Raw genomic sequence first — 15907 nt, 5'->3', positions numbered from 1 at the left:
GTCTTTCATGAGCGCACAGGTCTTGTCATCTGCGACTCAAAGGCTTTCCATCAAATCAGGCAAACGGTCTTTTCTGTCCGCGTGGGAAGATGACAACAAGTAAACAGCGAATAACGGCGTTGAACACAGATACGCATCTAATTGCAGCCATGCATAACACCGCGCAGTTCAGCGAGACCTCTCATCCTGCCTATTAATGGGTAACCGGGCTGTGACGGACGTGTAAGATCGCTCAGCAAGGCGTGCCCGTGATCCGGACGCATGGGAATTTCACAATCTGATCGACCCTGATTTCGGCGCCGTTGTTCCTCGGCTAACAAAGCGCGGATCGTTGCAACCATATCGGTGTCTCCTGCCAGATGTTCGGACTCGGAAAAACTGTGGCGATTGTTGTCACATGGGCCGTCGCGCACTGTATTGCGAAGATGAACGAAATGGATTCGATGACCAAGCTGAGCAATGAATGATACGGGGTCGAAGTCTTTAGCAACACCCAATGAGCCAGTACATAGCGTCGCCCCATTGGCCGGGCTGTCGACGGCATCCAGCACAGTCGCGTAATCACGTTGCGATGACATGACCCTTGGTAGCCCAAGCAAAGAAAAAGGTGGATCATCAGGATGGCAACCTAGCCGGATGCCAAGGTCTTCAGCCGTCGGAACAACTTCGGACAGGAAATCAACCAGATTGGACCGGAGCATTTCCGTTGTCATGCCAACATATGCGCCTAGGTGTCGTTTCACGTCCTCAAGAGACCAATTGTCGTTTGCACCCGGCAAACCAGCGACAATATTGTTCGACAGGTTCCGGCGATCACCATCGCCGAGGTCAACAAACCTAGCTTGAGCATCTTCTATGATCTCGGCTGAATAGTCTCGCTCTGCGCCCTTCCTGCATAGGATAAAACAATCGAATACGACAAAATCCAAGAGATCAAACCGCATCGCATTCCCGCCATGCGGCAACGGATAGTTCAGGTCTGTTCGTGTCCAATCAAGCACTGGCATGAAGTTGTAGCAGACCGTGTGAATACCGCATTCTGCCAAATTTCGCAGACTCGTCTTGTAGGCCTCAATGTGTTGCCTCATCGGGCCAGTTTGCGATTTGATTGCTTCAGACACCGGAACACTTTCAACGACATCCCAAGTCAGCCCAGACGGAACGCCTTCGGGTTGTTCTATCTGTTGCTGCCGCTCTTTGATGTGCTCGACGGACCAAGCCACTCCTGTTGGAATATGATGTAAGGCTGAGACGATGCCGGTTGCGCCGGTTTGCCTGATTTCGCCAATCGAAATCGCGTCGGAAGGGCCAAACCACCGCCAAGTCTGTTTCATGGTCTTGCTCCTAGATCGTAGAGGGCCACCATCACCCCTCATCTCTCCCGAGATTCACATCGAAAGGAATGAGCGCGCCTTTGTGGCGGACGACATGGCTTGCAAGGCGACATCCTTGCCGTATTCCGTCAGTTAATTCATCGGCCCTTAAAACGCTTGCCAATACACCAGCATTAAAACTGTCCCCTGCCGCGGTGGTATCGACAACACCTGTCACTGGATCAACGTCAACCTCACCGCGTTGACCATCTTTCTGAAAGACCACTGGCTGAGCACTGTTTTTGACGACAATCTGATCAACACCAATCTCTGCATATCGGTTCAGCGTTGCAATTGAATCGCTATCCCCGAACCACTCGGCTTCATCATCGTAAGATGGTAGAACGATATCAGATTGTGCCGCAGCCATCATAACCGTGTCTGTCATTTCTTGCGGCGTAGACCAAAGCCGCGGTCTCAGGTTCGTGTCGAAAGCAACGGTCATTCCGTACGCTCTGGCACGACGCAATGCATCAAGCAGCTTTTCGCGTGATTGTGGATCGAGAATGGCGAGGGTTATTCCAGACAAGTAGATTAAGTCTGCGTCGCCAACTGCCCGCCCAAGTGCAATTTCATCGACCGCGAGTTGTCTGGCTGCGGAGTCGTTGCGCCAATAGGAAAAACTGCGCTCACCATTGTTGAGATGGATGAGATATAGCCCAACCGTCTTGCCTGCGATGACTTGGACGTGCCTGTCGGATATCCTGCTGTCTTTCATGAACGTTCGCATGTCCTGCGAGATCGCATCGTCTCCGACAGCGGTCAGATAGCTGACGTCTATATCTGATGCGACTTGTGCAAGATACCATGCTGTGTTGAAGGTATCGCCTGCAAAACCAAGCTTGAACTCACCGATCTGATCTGATGGGGCAAGTTCTGCCATGCACTCCCCGATTGCCAAGAAACGCATGTCAGTTACAGAAAATCGTCGCGACGGGGTGTGAAACTGTCGACCAATGTACCGGGCTCCAGGCATATGCAACCATGGGTTTGGCCTGACGGGATGACAAAGCTGTCACCGGGGCCAAACTCTTGTTCGCGTTCACCAAGTTTGAAACGAAATCGCCCGCTTTCGACATACGTTGCCTGAACATGCGGATGGCTGTGCAGGGCACCAATCGCCCCGGCCGCCTGAAACCGGAAGACAACAACCATGAGGTCCGAATGATCAGATAGGACCTGCCGCGTAACATGTTCACCGGTCGAGACGATCGGGAATTGGGACACCGGATCTCTCCTTTTCTATTATGAAAACAGCATACCACCGTTGAGATCAATATTTGCGCCCGTGATGAAAGCGCTGTCCTCGCAGGCCAGGAATAGAACGAGGTTCGCAGCATCATCCACATGACCTTGACGCTTAAGCGGCGCGTTGGCTTCAAAGCCGCGACGACCTGCATCAGGCGTGTGAATGTTGTGAAAATCGGTGTCTATCATACCAGGACAAAGCGCATTTACTCGAATGTCCGGGCCAACTTCCTTTGCCAAGCCTCGTGTCATGGTCATAACCGCGCCCTTGGCCGTAGCATAAGCCACAGCACCTGGCCCACCGCCATCACGCCCGGCTTGACTTGCGAGATTCACAATAACCCCCGACGTCATCCTGGACAGGCAAGCCTGCGTCATCAGGAATGTGCTGGTCAGATTCAGGGTCATCACGGCATCCCAATGCTCAACAGACATTTCCGCAATGGTTTTGCGGGCAATCAGACCGCCAGCGTTGTTGACCAGAATGTCAACGCCGCCAAAAGCTTCGACAGTGCGGAATACCAGCGCGTCAACATCCGCCTTTTTGTTCAGGTCGCCCTGCAAGGCAATCGCTTTACCGCCTTTGGCTTCGATTGCTGCAACGGTTTCTTCCGCGCCATTCGAGCTGGAAAAATAGTTGATTGCAACATTCGCGCCTTCAGAGGCGAGTTTGATCGCAACGGCGCGGCCAATATCGCGGCCTCCTCCGGTCACGATGGCGGTCTTACCTACAAGTTTCATGTCGATCCTTCCTATTGCAAAGCGCGAGCTTCGCTTTTGTCATGGGTCTAGTTTGGCCGCCTTCGGAATACGCTCAGAGCGCAACCGAAGACGCCACTAACGGAATGCCCCCGGCATAACTGTCTTTGGGAGCCACAGAATGATTTCGGGAAATGCTGCCAACAGAATGAGAATGACCAGCATTGGTGCGAGGATGAGCACAACCTCTCGCAGGACTTGCACAACATTTAAGCCGCCAATCGCTGCAGAGATAAGCAAACACAAGCCGTAAGGCGGCGTCACAAGCCCAAAGGCAAGCGAGACTATACCAATGATTGCGAAAGCGATTGGATCAATCCCGCCCGCCTGGGCCACAGGCATCAGAACCGTGCCAAGGATGATAATTGTCGGGATTGCATCGATAAACAGACCAAAGAGCAGAAACAGCAGGGCAATCAGTATAGCTGTTCCAAAAGCTCCGAACTCCCATGCGGTCAAAACACTCACGATCAGGCGCGGCGCATCGTAGAAGGACAGTAGCCAGCCGAATGCCGACGCTGTGCCGATCGCAAAAAGTGAAATGGCTGCAAATCGTGCCGTATCGTAGAGGATGAAGCCCAAGTCTTTTGGTGTGACCGTCCGATAGACAAACATGCCCAGGATCAGCGCATAACCCGCTGCGATGATTGCACTTTCAGTTGGCGTGACGAGGCCGCCCACGATACCGCCAATCACAAAGACCGGCGTCAAAAGAGCCAGTGCGGCACCTTTCCAAGCGGCCCAGAACTCACCCCAATTAGGCGTCGCTGTCACCGGGTAATTGCGAGCTTTTGCGAAGCCATATACCGTGGCCATCAAGACGAGGCCAATCATCAGGCCTGGAATCGCACCGCCCAGAAACAAAGCGCCGACAGAGACCTGCATGACACCGCCCCAGACAATCATCAGGATCGACGGAGGGATGATGACCCCCATCACCGAAGAGCACGCGGTAATGGCAATGGCAAACCGTGTATCGTATCCTTCTTTCTGCATGGCAGGGATCAGGATTTTTCCGATACCCGCCGCATCTGCTGTGGAAGATCCGGAGATACCTGCAAACAGCATCGACACAGCGACATTCACATGGCCCAATCCGCCGGGCATCCAGCCGGTCAGCACACGGGCCAGTTCGATCAGCCGGTCGGTTACCTTGCCGGAATTCATCAGGTTGGCTGCCAGTAGAAAGAATGGCACGGCCAACAGGATGAACGAGTTATATGATTGAAACATCCGATCCAGCACGATGAACGGCGTCAGCCGCAGCTCAAGCAACACAACCGGAAGGGTCGCCAAACCCAATGCGAATGCCACTGGGACACGGATGAAAATCAGCACCAGAAAGCCCGCAATAAGCATCGTGGCGGCAGTTGCAGTATCGAGGATCATGCCTGGTTGCTCTTTCGGTTAAGATATTTCGCGACGGCTTCAGACAACCGGTAGCCTGACAAGAGAAACCAAAATCCTCCGGCAATCGGGACCGAGATGTGCGTAATCGCAAGATTGGCGCGCATCATTACGGACCGCTGGTTGCCCCCAAATTCGGTGTATTCGATGCCGTAAAACAGGAAGAACGCCCCAAAAATCATGATGGCAACGTGTACAATGCCGTCTTGAAGCAAACGTGGCAGCGGTCTCATCGCATTCCGGGTAATGCGAACGTCGAAATGCGTGCCGTCCCAGACAGCAACAATCGACCCGATCATAACAATCCAGACGAACAGGAACGTAGCCAGCTCTTCGGTCCAAAGGTAAGTTGGGATCAAACCGGTGTAGCGAGAAACAACTTGCATCGCGACCGGGATGGCTAGTGTGCCCATCATCACACCAAGCAATATGCGAAGCCCAGCGCAGATCTTATCCAGATATTTTCCAAGCATGTTCCGCCCTACTCCGCGATGTGATGCGCCAAGCGCATCGGAAATTATGCCGACAGGCGAGCTTGAAGACTCACCCGCCCGTCAGCCGGGAGATTACATTCCGCGAACGTTATTGAGCAGCTCTGTCGCGCCCAACTCTTCAGCATAGGCGTCTTGGACCGGCTGAACCAATTCCAGCATTTTTTCGCGGCCCTCGAACTCATGCACTTCGATCTGACCTGCGTCGATCATTGCCTGAAGTTTTTCACCGTCCTGTCCGCTCTCTAGCGCGCGACCGAATGCACCGGCCTCAGCGCCAGCTTCCATGATTGCGGCTTGCAGGTCCTCAGGCAGTTCATCGAAGATTTTTGCTGACATCACAATTGGACGCACGGTGATCGTGTGCTGTGTCAATGAAACATGTGGCGCGACTTCGTAGAACTTCAGGTTCTGGATTGAGGCAGCTTCATTTTCGAACCCGGCGATTACGCCTGTTTGGATTGCGTTATAGACTTCGTTGTAGGCGATGGCAGATGGTGCCGCACCAACGGCCGAGAATGTCTGCGCCTGAATCGGCGCCCCCATGACCCGCATGCGGTGTCCTGCAAGTTCATCCATGTTTGTGATAGGCTCGGCAGAGGCCAGATTCCGCACACCGCCGCCGTGATAACCCACAATCACAATGCCCGCGGCTTCGCGCAGATCATCCTCAAGAGGTTTCAGTGCATCCGACGAAAGCACCGCATCCCAGTGTTCAAGGTCACGGAACAGGAACGGCATATCCATCAATGGAATGGACTCTGAAAACACGGCCATATTGGAAGGGGCCAGAATGGTATAGTCTACAGCAACACCCTGATTGAGGTAGGTGACGTAATCAGATTCCACCCCAAGCTCACCATTCAGGCGCAGATCAAATTCCACCTCGCCATCGTAATTCTCGGCGACCAGGCGCTCGAACTCTCGCAGTGTCTTAGTGAAGGCGTGCTCTTCATCAAACATGCTCGCGCCGCGCAGTGTTACATCAGCCTGAGCAATTGAAACCCCGCTTAGCAAAACAGCCGTCGCAGCCATAGTCTTTAGTGAAAAATTGAACATTCTATCCTCCCAGATCAAGTTCAGGTCTTGTTTTCATCCAGTCGCCTTTGACTGGTGATCGTGTTCGAAGCCTTTCAAGCGACCATGCCGGACCAGTCTTCACCCAAATCTGGATGTTCTGATGCCCTCCCAGCCAGCCCGATTGCTCCGCCCTCGCTATGGGCATACACAACACGAAAACTTGGATACTAGTCAACATAAAATTTGATACCTGCACTGCATATTCTGTATTTATCATTTAAAAACAGGGAGAATATTGTCGTCTAGTATCCTATTTTGATCTATTATTTTCTTCGTTTATCTGCCACAATGCTGTCAAACAGAGGTTGGAAAACAAAAAATGGTAGCATTGGGAACTCTTGAGCGCACGACGAGTAGCGATGTCGTCTTTGACGAACTGTTTGGACAAATCACCCGGTTGGAACTGCTCCCTGGCACAAAGATATCCGAAACGGACGTCGCAAAGTCATTCGGGTTCTCACGTCAACCTGTGCGAGAGGCTTTCACACGGCTAGCCAACCTCAATCTCCTTTTGGTGCGGCCTCAGCGCGCAACAGTGGTTCGGCCGTTTTCACGGCAGCTCATCGCGAACGCTCGCTTCGTGCGTGCTGCGGTCGAATTGGAAGTTATCCGCGCTGCCGCGTTAGATCGCGACAAATCGGTCGACGCGGCATTGAAAGCTAACCTTCGCAAACAGGCGGAAGCAATTTCAGCGGAAGATGTCAGCTTGTTTCATGATCTGGACTATCAGTTTCACAAACTGCTTTGCGCTTCGGCCAAACAAGAGTTTGCGTTCGAAATTATTGCCGAGAACAAGGCGCAGGTTGATCGCCTTTGTATGCTGGCACTGACTAGCAAAAAAGCAATGGATGAGTTGTATGTGGATCACCAATCTCTCTTAAAGAACCTTTTTGAGGGTGATGCAAAGGCGGCTGATCAAGTCCTTCGTACGCATCTTGAGCGTTTGACTCCAACGATCCAGGCAATTTACACGACGCACAACGCCTACTTTGATGAATAGGTAGCTTCGTTTCGAGCTGCTCTTTTTTGTGCCTTACTACTCCGCTGTTCAACGTACAACGGGAGGCAAGTGAAGCGATCTCTGGTTGAGTGCCCGACCTGCTGTGTATGAGTGGCGGTGCTGTCAGACGAATTCGAACCAGTCTCAGCTAGGCCAGCATAGCTGCCCTTTATGCCGCACCAAGTTCGCGCCACTCGGCAAGAGCGGCGGTGCGCGTCAGCTTGAAGGTGTCTCGGCTGGCGAGCGATCTTTCCTGATTGAAGTGGTTGTAGACGGAAGAATGGACGGAGGCGAATTTCTGCAAACTTCGCATACGCCTGAAACGCTGCATTGCGCGTTCTCTTCGTCGGAACGGCAGGTGCGAATTCTCAACGCGGTTGTTGAGCCACCTGCCCGTCCTTTGTTTTTCGAGAGCACCCAATTCTCTTAGAGCAGCCTTGTAGGAAGCGAAGCGGTCGGTGACGATCTTTTTGGCATTGCCGTGCCACTTCATCAATTTCCTGAGGAATTTCAGTGCCGCAGCTTTGTTTCGGCGTTTTGTGACGACCGTTTCCAGCACCTCGCCTTCGTGATCCACAGCTCGCCACAGATATTGACGCTTGCCATTCACCTTCACGAAAACCTCGTCCACGTGCCACTTCCATTTGGAGAACGCGCGCAGCTGCTGAACACGCTTCCGCCGTATCTCAGCAGCGAACATTGGACCAAACCTGTTCCACCAATATCGGACAGTTTCATGGCTGACATCGATCCCGCGTTCATGCAGCAGATCCTCGACATTCCGAAGCGAGAGCGGTAACCGGATGTACAGCATCACCGCAAGGCGGATGATCTCGGGACTGGTTTTGAAGTACATAAAAGAGGCAGGTCTGGTCACGGGCAAAAGCTACGCAACCACCCTGCCCCACTCAAGCAAAGTTCTTCTTACAAGACCCGAACAACAGTATCTCAAAGATAAGCATTTCTCTTTTTGAACGTTTTTGGAGGATCAAACCATGTCCCGAGCTCTAATGCAGGACATGATTTGGGCTTGATGCACCTATAGCGAAGCCAACTACACGGAACAGTGCTAAACTGTTACGACCTGCAACACTTGATCACGCGTCAGGTCATCTCGTGAGCCTTTGACCAGGATTTCTCCGCGTCGCAACACGACAAACCTGTCAGCAAGGTCAAAGGCGAAGTCGAAATACTGCTCGACTAAGACAATTGCCATTCCGCTCGTCTTTCTGAGGTGCCGGATCACCTCTCCAATCTGTTGGATTATGTTCGGCTGAATACCTTCGGTGGGCTCATCCAGCAGCAGCAGGCGCGGTCTTGTGATTAGTGCACGCGCGATGGCCAACTGTTGCTGCTGCCCGCCGGAAAGGTCGCCCCCGCGCCGGTTCTGCATTCTTTTGAGGTCCGGGAACATATCAAAAATATCATCTGGAAGGAAATGTTCGCTGGCAGGCAGACAGGAGAAGCCTGTTTCCAAATTTTCTCGAACCGTGAGCAATGGGAATATTTCGCGACCTTGGGGGACATATGCCACACCTTTCCAGGCCATCTGATGAGCAGGCAAGATACCCATCTGCTTTCCGTCAAGCTCCAGTTCGCCACCGGAACGGGGATGCGCTCCGGAGATTGCTTTCATCAGACTGGTTTTTCCGACACCGTTGGTCCCCATGATGCACGTTACTTCACCCTGTGAAGCTTCCATGGAAATCCCGTTGAGGATTTGCGAGTGCCCATAGTGCAAAGTCAGATTGGTCAGCTTCAACATTTTCTAGCGCCCCAGATAGACGTCGATGACGTCCTGATTTGATGTCACGTGATCAAGACTGCCCTCGGCTAACACGGATCCTTCATGCAAAACCGTGACTTTGCAGTTCAGGCGCCTGACAAATTCCATGTCATGTTCAACGACCACAACCGCGCGGCTCTTTGCAGCTTGAACAAGCAAATCTGTGGTATGTTCGCGCTCTTGCGGGGTCATGCCTGCGGCGGGTTCGTCAACCAATAGCAGACGTGGGTCCTGCGCAAGCAGCATGCCAATTTCCAACCATTGCTTTTGCCCGTGGCTCAGTTCACCTGATTTCCGGCTCAGTTCCTGATACAGCCCAATTTCGGTGGCCAGGTCTTCGACCTTCTGCAAATCACTTTTGGACGGACGGTAAAGCAGCACACCAACCCAGCCACGATTTTTCTTTAGCGCCATTAGTAGATTATCGCGCACGGACTGATCCTCAAAAACCGTAGGCTTCTGAAACTTCCGCCCGATTCCCGCCTGCGCGATTTTTGCCTCGGTCATATCCAACAAAGATACGGACTTTTCACCCCATATGACCCGCCCCTCATCTGGTCGGGTCTTGCCGGTGATGATGTCCATAAACGTAGTCTTGCCGGCCCCATTCGGGCCAATCACGGAACGTAGCTCCGCGTCACCAATCTGGAAGGACAGGTTGTTGATGGCGCGGAACCCGTCGAAGGTAACCGATACGCCACTTACTTCTAATAAGGTGCTCATAGGCTAGCCTCTTTCTCACGCAAAGCGCTTTCATCGGGTCCCAGATTGGCACCATGCCGATCGGGATGACGCTGGTTGGTATACAAGTCGAACAAACCTCCGATACCTTGTGGAGCAAACAGCGTGACCAGCACAAAGGACACCCCCAGCAGCACTTGCCACCAGTCGACCCATTTGATCGTGTAAAAGCCAAGCGGAATATCCGGGGCCTGCCCGCCCGTGAACCACGTGCTCAGCAGGCTGACAAAAGCTGCACCAATCACCGCGCCGTACAAGCGGCCCCGCCCGCCGATGGCGACCCAGACGGCCAGATAGATTGAGGCGATGGGGGCCATCTCCTCGGGGTTGATAATGCCAGCCTGCGGGTAATACAGCGCACCCGCGATTGCGGCGATGCAAGCCGTCAGGGTGAAGACAGCCAACTTGTAGGCTTCGACCGAATAGCCGAGGAACCGAACCCGCGCCTCGTTGTCCCGAATGCCGCGCAGGACCGAGCCGAACTTGCCCGACACGATCCATGCCGCCAGCATGTAACCCAGTCCCAACGCCAAAGCCGAAGCCCATAGGAACCAGAGCGAAACAACGTCTTGAGAGACAGTGACACCGGGCAGGTTCTGCAAGCCGGACAAGCCATTGTTGCCGCGCAAACCGCTGTCGTTCTGAAACAGATACAAAGCCAGAGCCAGCGTCATTGCTTGCGTCAGGATCGACAGATAGACGCCGGTCACTCGACTGCGGAAGGCCAGCCAGCCAAAGATCAGTGCCAGCAGGCCAGGCACCACAACGACCAGTATCAACTGCAGCGTCAAGCTGTGCGAAAACGCCCAGATCAGCGGGAATTCGGATGATCCGACTACGCCGAAAATCTGAGTGCCGATGGCGTCCACAACTTCGGCAGGCGTTGGCGGGATGTCAGCTTGTGACAATGACTCGACCACGATCAGCCGAGTGCGTTCGTACATCAGCCACATGCCAATCATATAGCCACCGAGCCCGAAGAAAGCGAAATGGCCTAGTGATAGAATGCCAGTGAAACCCCAAACCAGATCCATCGCGACAGCGATCAAACACAGGCACAGGGTCTTGCCCAGCGTTTTGACGAAACTGGTTGAGATCACACCGATCCCGAACCCTTCGGACAGGACAGTTACACCCAGCGTAAACAGCGACAGGATGGTCAGAAAGACCAGCACAGATGGTTTCTTAGCAACAAAACTACGTTCCATAACTCAATCCCCCGCCGCGCGACCTTTGAGGGCAATAATGCCTCGTGGTCGAAATTGGATGAAAATGATGATGAAGATGATCATGTAGGTTTGCGCCGCGAGGGTGTTCGACGGGTTCATCCACTCGATCCCTTTTTGCAGGAACCCGATCATCCCCGCGCCTGCCAGCGCGCCCCAGATGTTGCCGACACCACCGACAACTACGGTCATGAAACTTTGCACGATGTAGTCGTTGCCCAGATCCGATGTGACTTTGGCAAAAAGGCCAATGGCCACACCCGCGATCCCAGCAATGCCGGAGCCTAGACCGAATGTCAGCATATTCACCCGCCCCGGGTTGATACCCATCGACCCCGCCATGCGAGGGTTCTGCGTGACCGCACGCATCTCAAGCCCCAACCTTGTACGTTTCATGATGTAAAGGAACAGCCCCAGAAAGATCAGCGCCAGTACGAAGATCGCAATGCGGATATAGCTGATCGAAACCACATCGTTCATCACCCACGCCCCGTCCAGCCAACCCGGAGCAGTCAGAGGGCGGGCCTGTGTGCCAAAGATGTTCTTGGCCAGTTGCTGCAAGGCAATCGAGATACCAAAAGTCGCCAGCAGTGTTTCCAACGGGCGGGCATAAAGCCAGCGGATCACCAGGCGCTCCATGGCGACGCCCATGGCAAACGTGACGGCAAAGGCCATTGGGATGGCAACGATGATCGATACCGTATGGTCGGGGACGAACTGCTGAACGACGTACCCCGTATAAGCGCCCATCATGATGAATTCGCCATGGGCCATGTTGATTACACCCATCACTCCGAAAGTGATGGCCAACCCAATGGCGGCAAGGAAATAGATCGAGGCCAGAGAGACTGCGTCCAACGTCAGGTCGAGCGTCTTGTTTAGGCCAACTTTCAGTTCGATCTTCTTTAGCGCTTTTTCGGCAGCGGCGGTTACTTCGATGGACGGCTCGGCATAAGTCTCAAAGAACACATGCGCACCCAGCGCCGTGTCGATATCAACCTCAGTTACCAACGCAGGAACAAGTCCGGCTTCGGCCAGAGTGCTGTAGGCTTGTGCGCGCGCAGTATTCTCGTTCAGTTGCGCGACCGGGATACCCCCTACGCGACCACCGTCGATGTTCGCAGCCAAAGCCAGGCGGATGTCGACAGGCAACACAGGGGGCGCAGCCAAGTCACTCGCGACCAACAGGTGGTATGCGTCATCCCGCGACAAACCGTCTGATCCGGGTTCCAAAATGATGGCGACGTTAACATCCGATGGCAGGTCCGCAGCGGTCTTTCGTGAGGTAGCCACTAACGGGTTCAGCGCCGCGCGGACGTCGACACCCAGATCGTTCGACATCTCTTCAATTGCAGCCACGCGGGCCGCAGTGTCTTCGTCGTATCCAATAGTCAGCAGCCGTTCGAGCCGTTGCTTCTGGGCCTTCAAATCCACATCTGGCTCGTCCTCGATCGAAGCACGAAGAGGTTCGAGCAGCGCGCCCTCGGGATCACGTTGAATTGATTTTAGTGCGGCCAGGCGCTTCTTTCGGTCCGGGTCTGTCAACTGGAACTGCACTAGAGCTGTCCCGATCATAGCGCGGACACCGCTGTTGGGTTTCAATTGCTTCAGGTCGGATTTTTCAAAGGTACCGACCACTTCGCCCGTGTCGAAATCGGTCAGTTCGTACAACTGTCCTTCGGCCGTTTTTCCGGCAAAGAACAAGCCATCAGACTTGCGCATCCACATGTCTTTGGCGGCCCATGTCTCAAGCATCACCTGCGCTTGCGGCAGCCCACTGGCGGCAAGCGCATCAATCGCCGGTTTGATCGTCTTGCGCGAGCTTTTGACAATGATCTCCTGATGATCCTGCAAGATCGGCTGCAGGCCGCCCTCTTGCGCGTTGGCGTTCAGGCAGGCGAAGAGAATTGCCAGGCCCGCAAGGAATAGTCTTAACATGTGGTGAAACCCGCGTGTCTTTGGGCAAGGCGGGCGATCACACCCGCCTTGCGTACGATTTAGTAGTTCGACAAGGTTTGAACGCAGCTATCGGTCTCGGTGTTGTACATACCGCAGCCGAGATCTTTCCAATCCGATTTCAGCACTGCGGATTCAGGCAGGAAGTCGGTCCATGCATCGCCCGGCACAACGTCCGTTTCGCTGATGATGTCGAACTGGCCGTCTTCCTGAATCTCACCAATCAGAACCGGCTTAGCCAGATGGTGGTTCGGCAACATCACAGCAGTACCTCCGGTCAGGTTCGGGAATTCCTGCCCGTACATGGCGGCGCGCACAGCGTCTACTTCGGTCGAGCCGGCTTCGGTCGCGGCATTCACCCACATGTTGAAGCCGATGAAATGCGCCTCCATAGGATCGTTGGTCACCCGTTCGTCACCCATGGTGGCTTTCCAGGTTTCGACAAATTCGGCATTCACATCAGTATCCGCCGACTGGAAATAATTCCAAGCCGCTAAGTGACCGACGAGGTTCGCCGTATCCAGGCCGGACAGTTCTTCCTCACCAACCGAAAAGGCCACGACAGGAATGTCATCTGCCGAAACACCAGCTGCGGCCAGTTCTTTATAGAAACCAATGTTGGCGTCTCCGTTGATGGTCGAGATCACACCAACCTTTTTGCCATCTTCGCCCAGTGCGACGACGTCAGATACGATCTTGGACCAGTCAGAATGGCCAAAGGGGGTGTAGTTGACGAAGATATCCGCGTCCGAAATACCCTTTTGCTTAAGGTAGCTTTCCAAAATATTGTTGGTGGTCCTGGGATAGACATAGTCCGTCCCGAGCAGAGCGAACTTCTCAACCCCCAGTTCCTCCAGGAAATAATCGGTCGCTGGGATCGCCTGCTGGTTCGGGGCCGCACCGGTGTAAAAGACATTTTTAGAGCTTTCTTCGCCCTCATACTGAACCGGATAGAACAGCAAACCATTCAGCTCTTCGATCACAGGCAGTACTGATTTGCGGCTGACCGAAGTCCAGTTGCCAAAGATCACATCCACCTCGTGGACGGTCAGCAGCTCACGCGCTTTTTCCGCGAACAGCGGCCAATCCGATGCGGGATCCACAACAACGGCCTCAAGCTGCTTGCCCAAAAGACCACCTTTAGCGTTTTGCTGGTCGATCAGCATCAGCATGGTGTCTTTCAGAGTAGTCTCCGAGATTGCCATCGTACCCGACAGCGAATGCAGCACTCCGACCTTGATCGTGTCTTCGGCAGATAAGGCAGCGGTGGCTATGGCAGCAAATACAACCGATCCGGCGAGCGTGGATTTGAGCGATTTCATGTAATCCTCCTGGCGGGGCCGGGAGAGAGGGCTTGCGCAAAGGCACACTCTTCTTCTACCTGATCCCCGCAACTGTTGTTGCGTTCCGTGTGGCGGTTGTGTTCGAGGTCCAATTCGCGCAGCCGTCACACACCCCCGGGTCATCTCCGCGGTGGCACCCATACGGTTTCTGCATTGCAGCAAGATTGGCAACTTACCTTTAGCCCAATTTGGGAAATCGGCGAGAAGCGCATATTTTTTCATCTAAGTCGGACGTTGCTGTCTAAAATTTAGACACACGATGTGGAAATAAGCAGATTCCGACACTGCAGATTAGTGTTCCGACACTTCAATAGAGAAACAGGTGGCACCAAACGACGCGCTAAAGGTGCCCTATTACACAAGTTGCAGCCATATTGCCCACGCACAGCGCGGTACCGCCACGTGCTGCAGGCACTGTCAGCTTAAGCACCAAGCAATTAGGCAACAGAACTGTGCTGGACAGATTTCGCCAGTCTGGGTCCTTTAAATGCCTGTTCCCCAGAACGATCCCACCTGATCTTGATGCGGTTCTTCTGAACACGGCGGGCGGCGTGACCGGAGGCGATTCATTCCGATTTTCTTGCAAGGCAGCAAAATGCACGGCGCTGACTTTGACGACACAAGCCTGCGAGCGCGCCTACAAAGCCCAGCCCAAAGAATGGGGTAAGATTACAAACCATTTGACGGTTGAGGATGGCGCTCGGCTGAACTGGCTGCCGCAGGAAACCATCCTGTACAACGGCAGTGCTTTGGACCGGCGCCTCAGGATCGACATGGGGCTTGATGCTGAAATGCTGATGGTCGAGCCGCTGGTCTTTGGGCGCATTGCCATGGGCGAGACGCTGACCGGCATCCGCTTGCGCGATAGAATCGAGATTCGCCGCGAGGACACGCCAGTGTTTCTCGAGGCGATCAGGTTCTCAGGTGATTGGCATACGCATTTGTCCAAGCCGCATATTGCGAACGGCGCAGGGGCGATGGCGCTAATCGTCTTAGCGTCGAGTTCCGCCGAAGGTCATCTAAAACCTGTCCGGGAAATGCTACCGGACACCGCCGGGGCAACCCTGATCTGGAAAGACCTATTGGTCATTCGCATTCTGGCGGACAACAGCTTTGCTTTGCGGCGAACGCTGATACCAGTTCTACGCCGACTGAACAAAGACACTTTACCCCGATGCTGGATGCTCTGACATGAACCTGACCCCTCGAGAAAAAGACAAATTGCTGGTCGCCATGGCCGCCGAGGTCGCTCGAAAACGGCTGACCCGCGGCGTTAAGCTGAACCACCCCGAGGCCATTGCGTTGATAACCGACGCCGTGGTCGAAGGCGCGCGCGATGGCCGTTCGGTCGCGGACATGATGCAAGCCGGGGCTGAAGTGATCTCCCGTGACCAATGCATGGAAGGCGTGCCCGAGATGATCCACGAGGTACAGGTCGAAGCCACTTTCCCGGATGGCACAAAACTTGTGACTGTCCACAACCCCATTCGCTAATTT

Annotated in this window: 16 protein-coding genes; 3 read left to right on the top strand and 13 right to left on the bottom strand. The window is 54.0% G+C overall.

All coding sequences use genetic code 11. The features are described from left to right. Window positions 1–137: 137 nt before the first annotated feature. The 7 genes from uxuA to AC2FIS_RS00175 form a co-directional block, all read right to left on the bottom strand. Window positions 138–1334 carry a mannonate dehydratase gene (uxuA, locus tag AC2FIS_RS00205; protein WP_496771538.1) on the bottom strand — a complete coding sequence of 399 codons (1197 nt, stop codon included), beginning with the start codon at window positions 1332–1334 and terminating at the stop codon, window positions 138–140. 31 nt (window positions 1335–1365) lie between these two features. Next, window positions 1366–2283 (bottom strand): sugar kinase, encoded by a 918-nt coding sequence (locus tag AC2FIS_RS00200; protein WP_496771537.1) that lies wholly within the window; start codon window positions 2281–2283, stop codon window positions 1366–1368. Between the two features lie 5 nt (window positions 2284–2288). Next, window positions 2289–2600, bottom strand: coding sequence for a cupin domain-containing protein (locus AC2FIS_RS00195; RefSeq protein ID WP_496771536.1), 312 nt, complete (start codon window positions 2598–2600; stop codon window positions 2289–2291). An 18-nt stretch (window positions 2601–2618) separates the two neighbouring features. Then, window positions 2619–3362 (bottom strand): 3-oxoacyl-ACP reductase family protein, encoded by a 744-nt coding sequence (locus AC2FIS_RS00190; protein WP_496771535.1) that lies wholly within the window; start codon window positions 3360–3362, stop codon window positions 2619–2621. 96 nt (window positions 3363–3458) lie between these two features. Further along, the gene (locus tag AC2FIS_RS00185; protein WP_496771534.1) at window positions 3459–4769 is read right to left on the bottom strand and encodes a TRAP transporter large permease; all 1311 of its coding nucleotides are present in this window, start codon (window positions 4767–4769) and stop codon (window positions 3459–3461) included. Continuing rightward, window positions 4766–5260 (bottom strand): TRAP transporter small permease, encoded by a 495-nt coding sequence (locus AC2FIS_RS00180; RefSeq protein WP_496771533.1) that lies wholly within the window; start codon window positions 5258–5260, stop codon window positions 4766–4768. The genes AC2FIS_RS00185 and AC2FIS_RS00180 overlap by 4 nt, the downstream gene beginning before the upstream one ends. Window positions 5261–5353: 93 nt before the next feature. Further along, window positions 5354–6337, bottom strand: a complete 984-nt coding sequence (locus tag AC2FIS_RS00175) for a TRAP transporter substrate-binding protein (RefSeq protein WP_496771532.1) — start codon at window positions 6335–6337, stop codon at window positions 5354–5356. 340 nt (window positions 6338–6677) lie between these two features. On the opposite strand from AC2FIS_RS00175, the gene AC2FIS_RS00170 reads away from it, so the two are divergent. Continuing rightward, window positions 6678–7358, top strand: coding sequence for a GntR family transcriptional regulator (locus AC2FIS_RS00170; protein ID WP_496771531.1), 681 nt, complete (start codon window positions 6678–6680; stop codon window positions 7356–7358). 169 nt (window positions 7359–7527) lie between these two features. On the opposite strand, the gene AC2FIS_RS00165 is transcribed toward AC2FIS_RS00170, so the two are convergent. The 6 genes from AC2FIS_RS00165 to urtA all read right to left on the bottom strand — a co-directional run bounded on the left by AC2FIS_RS00165 (window position 7528) and on the right by urtA (window position 14389). Next, window positions 7528–8214: an IS6 family transposase gene (locus tag AC2FIS_RS00165; protein ID WP_496772096.1), complete on the bottom strand. Its 687-nt coding sequence runs from the start codon at window positions 8212–8214 to the stop codon at window positions 7528–7530. Window positions 8215–8427: 213 nt separating this feature from the next. Then, a complete protein-coding gene (gene urtE / locus AC2FIS_RS00160) occupies window positions 8428–9123 on the bottom strand; it encodes an urea ABC transporter ATP-binding subunit UrtE (RefSeq protein ID WP_496771530.1) in 696 nt (231 codons plus the stop codon). 3 nt (window positions 9124–9126) lie between these two features. After that, window positions 9127–9867, bottom strand: a complete 741-nt coding sequence (urtD, locus tag AC2FIS_RS00155) for an urea ABC transporter ATP-binding protein UrtD (RefSeq protein WP_496771529.1) — start codon at window positions 9865–9867, stop codon at window positions 9127–9129. Beyond that, window positions 9864–11093 carry an urea ABC transporter permease subunit UrtC gene (urtC, locus tag AC2FIS_RS00150; protein WP_496771528.1) on the bottom strand — a complete coding sequence of 410 codons (1230 nt, stop codon included), beginning with the start codon at window positions 11091–11093 and terminating at the stop codon, window positions 9864–9866. The genes urtD and urtC overlap by 4 nt, the downstream gene beginning before the upstream one ends. A 3-nt stretch (window positions 11094–11096) precedes the next feature. Beyond that, the gene (gene urtB, locus AC2FIS_RS00145) at window positions 11097–13049 is read right to left on the bottom strand and encodes an urea ABC transporter permease subunit UrtB (RefSeq protein ID WP_496771527.1); all 1953 of its coding nucleotides are present in this window, start codon (window positions 13047–13049) and stop codon (window positions 11097–11099) included. A 59-nt stretch (window positions 13050–13108) separates the two neighbouring features. Next, window positions 13109–14389 carry an urea ABC transporter substrate-binding protein gene (gene urtA, locus AC2FIS_RS00140; RefSeq protein ID WP_496737442.1) on the bottom strand — a complete coding sequence of 427 codons (1281 nt, stop codon included), beginning with the start codon at window positions 14387–14389 and terminating at the stop codon, window positions 13109–13111. A gap of 395 nt (window positions 14390–14784) precedes the next feature. Here urtA and AC2FIS_RS00135 point away from each other — a divergent pair, with 395 nt between their 5' ends. Together AC2FIS_RS00135 and AC2FIS_RS00130 are read left to right on the top strand one after the other, a co-directional pair. Then, a complete protein-coding gene (locus AC2FIS_RS00135) occupies window positions 14785–15600 on the top strand; it encodes an urease accessory protein UreD (RefSeq protein WP_496771526.1) in 816 nt (271 codons plus the stop codon). A 1-nt stretch (window position 15601) separates the two neighbouring features. After that, window positions 15602–15904, top strand: a complete 303-nt coding sequence (locus tag AC2FIS_RS00130) for an urease subunit gamma (RefSeq protein ID WP_058276342.1) — start codon at window positions 15602–15604, stop codon at window positions 15902–15904. Window positions 15905–15907: the final 3 nt, after the last annotated feature.

This window comes from Ruegeria sp. CDSB113 (assembly GCF_059611045.1).
This window is presented reverse-complemented; position numbering and strand designations above follow the sequence as displayed.

Coding starts and splice junctions, on each gene's coding strand:
- uxuA (WP_496771538.1), bottom strand. CDS start 1,334: ATGAAACAGACTTGGCGGTGGTTTGGCCCTTCCGACGCGATTTCGATT.
- AC2FIS_RS00200 (WP_496771537.1), bottom strand. CDS start 2,283: ATGCGTTTCTTGGCAATCGGGGAGTGCATGGCAGAACTTGCCCCATCA.
- AC2FIS_RS00190 (WP_496771535.1), bottom strand. CDS start 3,362: ATGAAACTTGTAGGTAAGACCGCCATCGTGACCGGAGGAGGCCGCGAT.
- AC2FIS_RS00185 (WP_496771534.1), bottom strand. CDS start 4,769: ATGATCCTCGATACTGCAACTGCCGCCACGATGCTTATTGCGGGCTTT.
- AC2FIS_RS00180 (WP_496771533.1), bottom strand. CDS start 5,260: ATGCTTGGAAAATATCTGGATAAGATCTGCGCTGGGCTTCGCATATTG.
- AC2FIS_RS00175 (WP_496771532.1), bottom strand. CDS start 6,337: ATGTTCAATTTTTCACTAAAGACTATGGCTGCGACGGCTGTTTTGCTA.
- AC2FIS_RS00170 (WP_496771531.1), top strand. CDS start 6,678: ATGGTAGCATTGGGAACTCTTGAGCGCACGACGAGTAGCGATGTCGTC.
- AC2FIS_RS00165 (WP_496772096.1), bottom strand. CDS start 8,214: ATGTACTTCAAAACCAGTCCCGAGATCATCCGCCTTGCGGTGATGCTG.
- urtE (WP_496771530.1), bottom strand. CDS start 9,123: ATGTTGAAGCTGACCAATCTGACTTTGCACTATGGGCACTCGCAAATC.
- urtD (WP_496771529.1), bottom strand. CDS start 9,867: ATGAGCACCTTATTAGAAGTAAGTGGCGTATCGGTTACCTTCGACGGG.
- urtC (WP_496771528.1), bottom strand. CDS start 11,093: ATGGAACGTAGTTTTGTTGCTAAGAAACCATCTGTGCTGGTCTTTCTG.
- urtB (WP_496771527.1), bottom strand. CDS start 13,049: ATGTTAAGACTATTCCTTGCGGGCCTGGCAATTCTCTTCGCCTGCCTG.
- urtA (WP_496737442.1), bottom strand. CDS start 14,389: ATGAAATCGCTCAAATCCACGCTCGCCGGATCGGTTGTATTTGCTGCC.
- AC2FIS_RS00130 (WP_058276342.1), top strand. CDS start 15,602: ATGAACCTGACCCCTCGAGAAAAAGACAAATTGCTGGTCGCCATGGCC.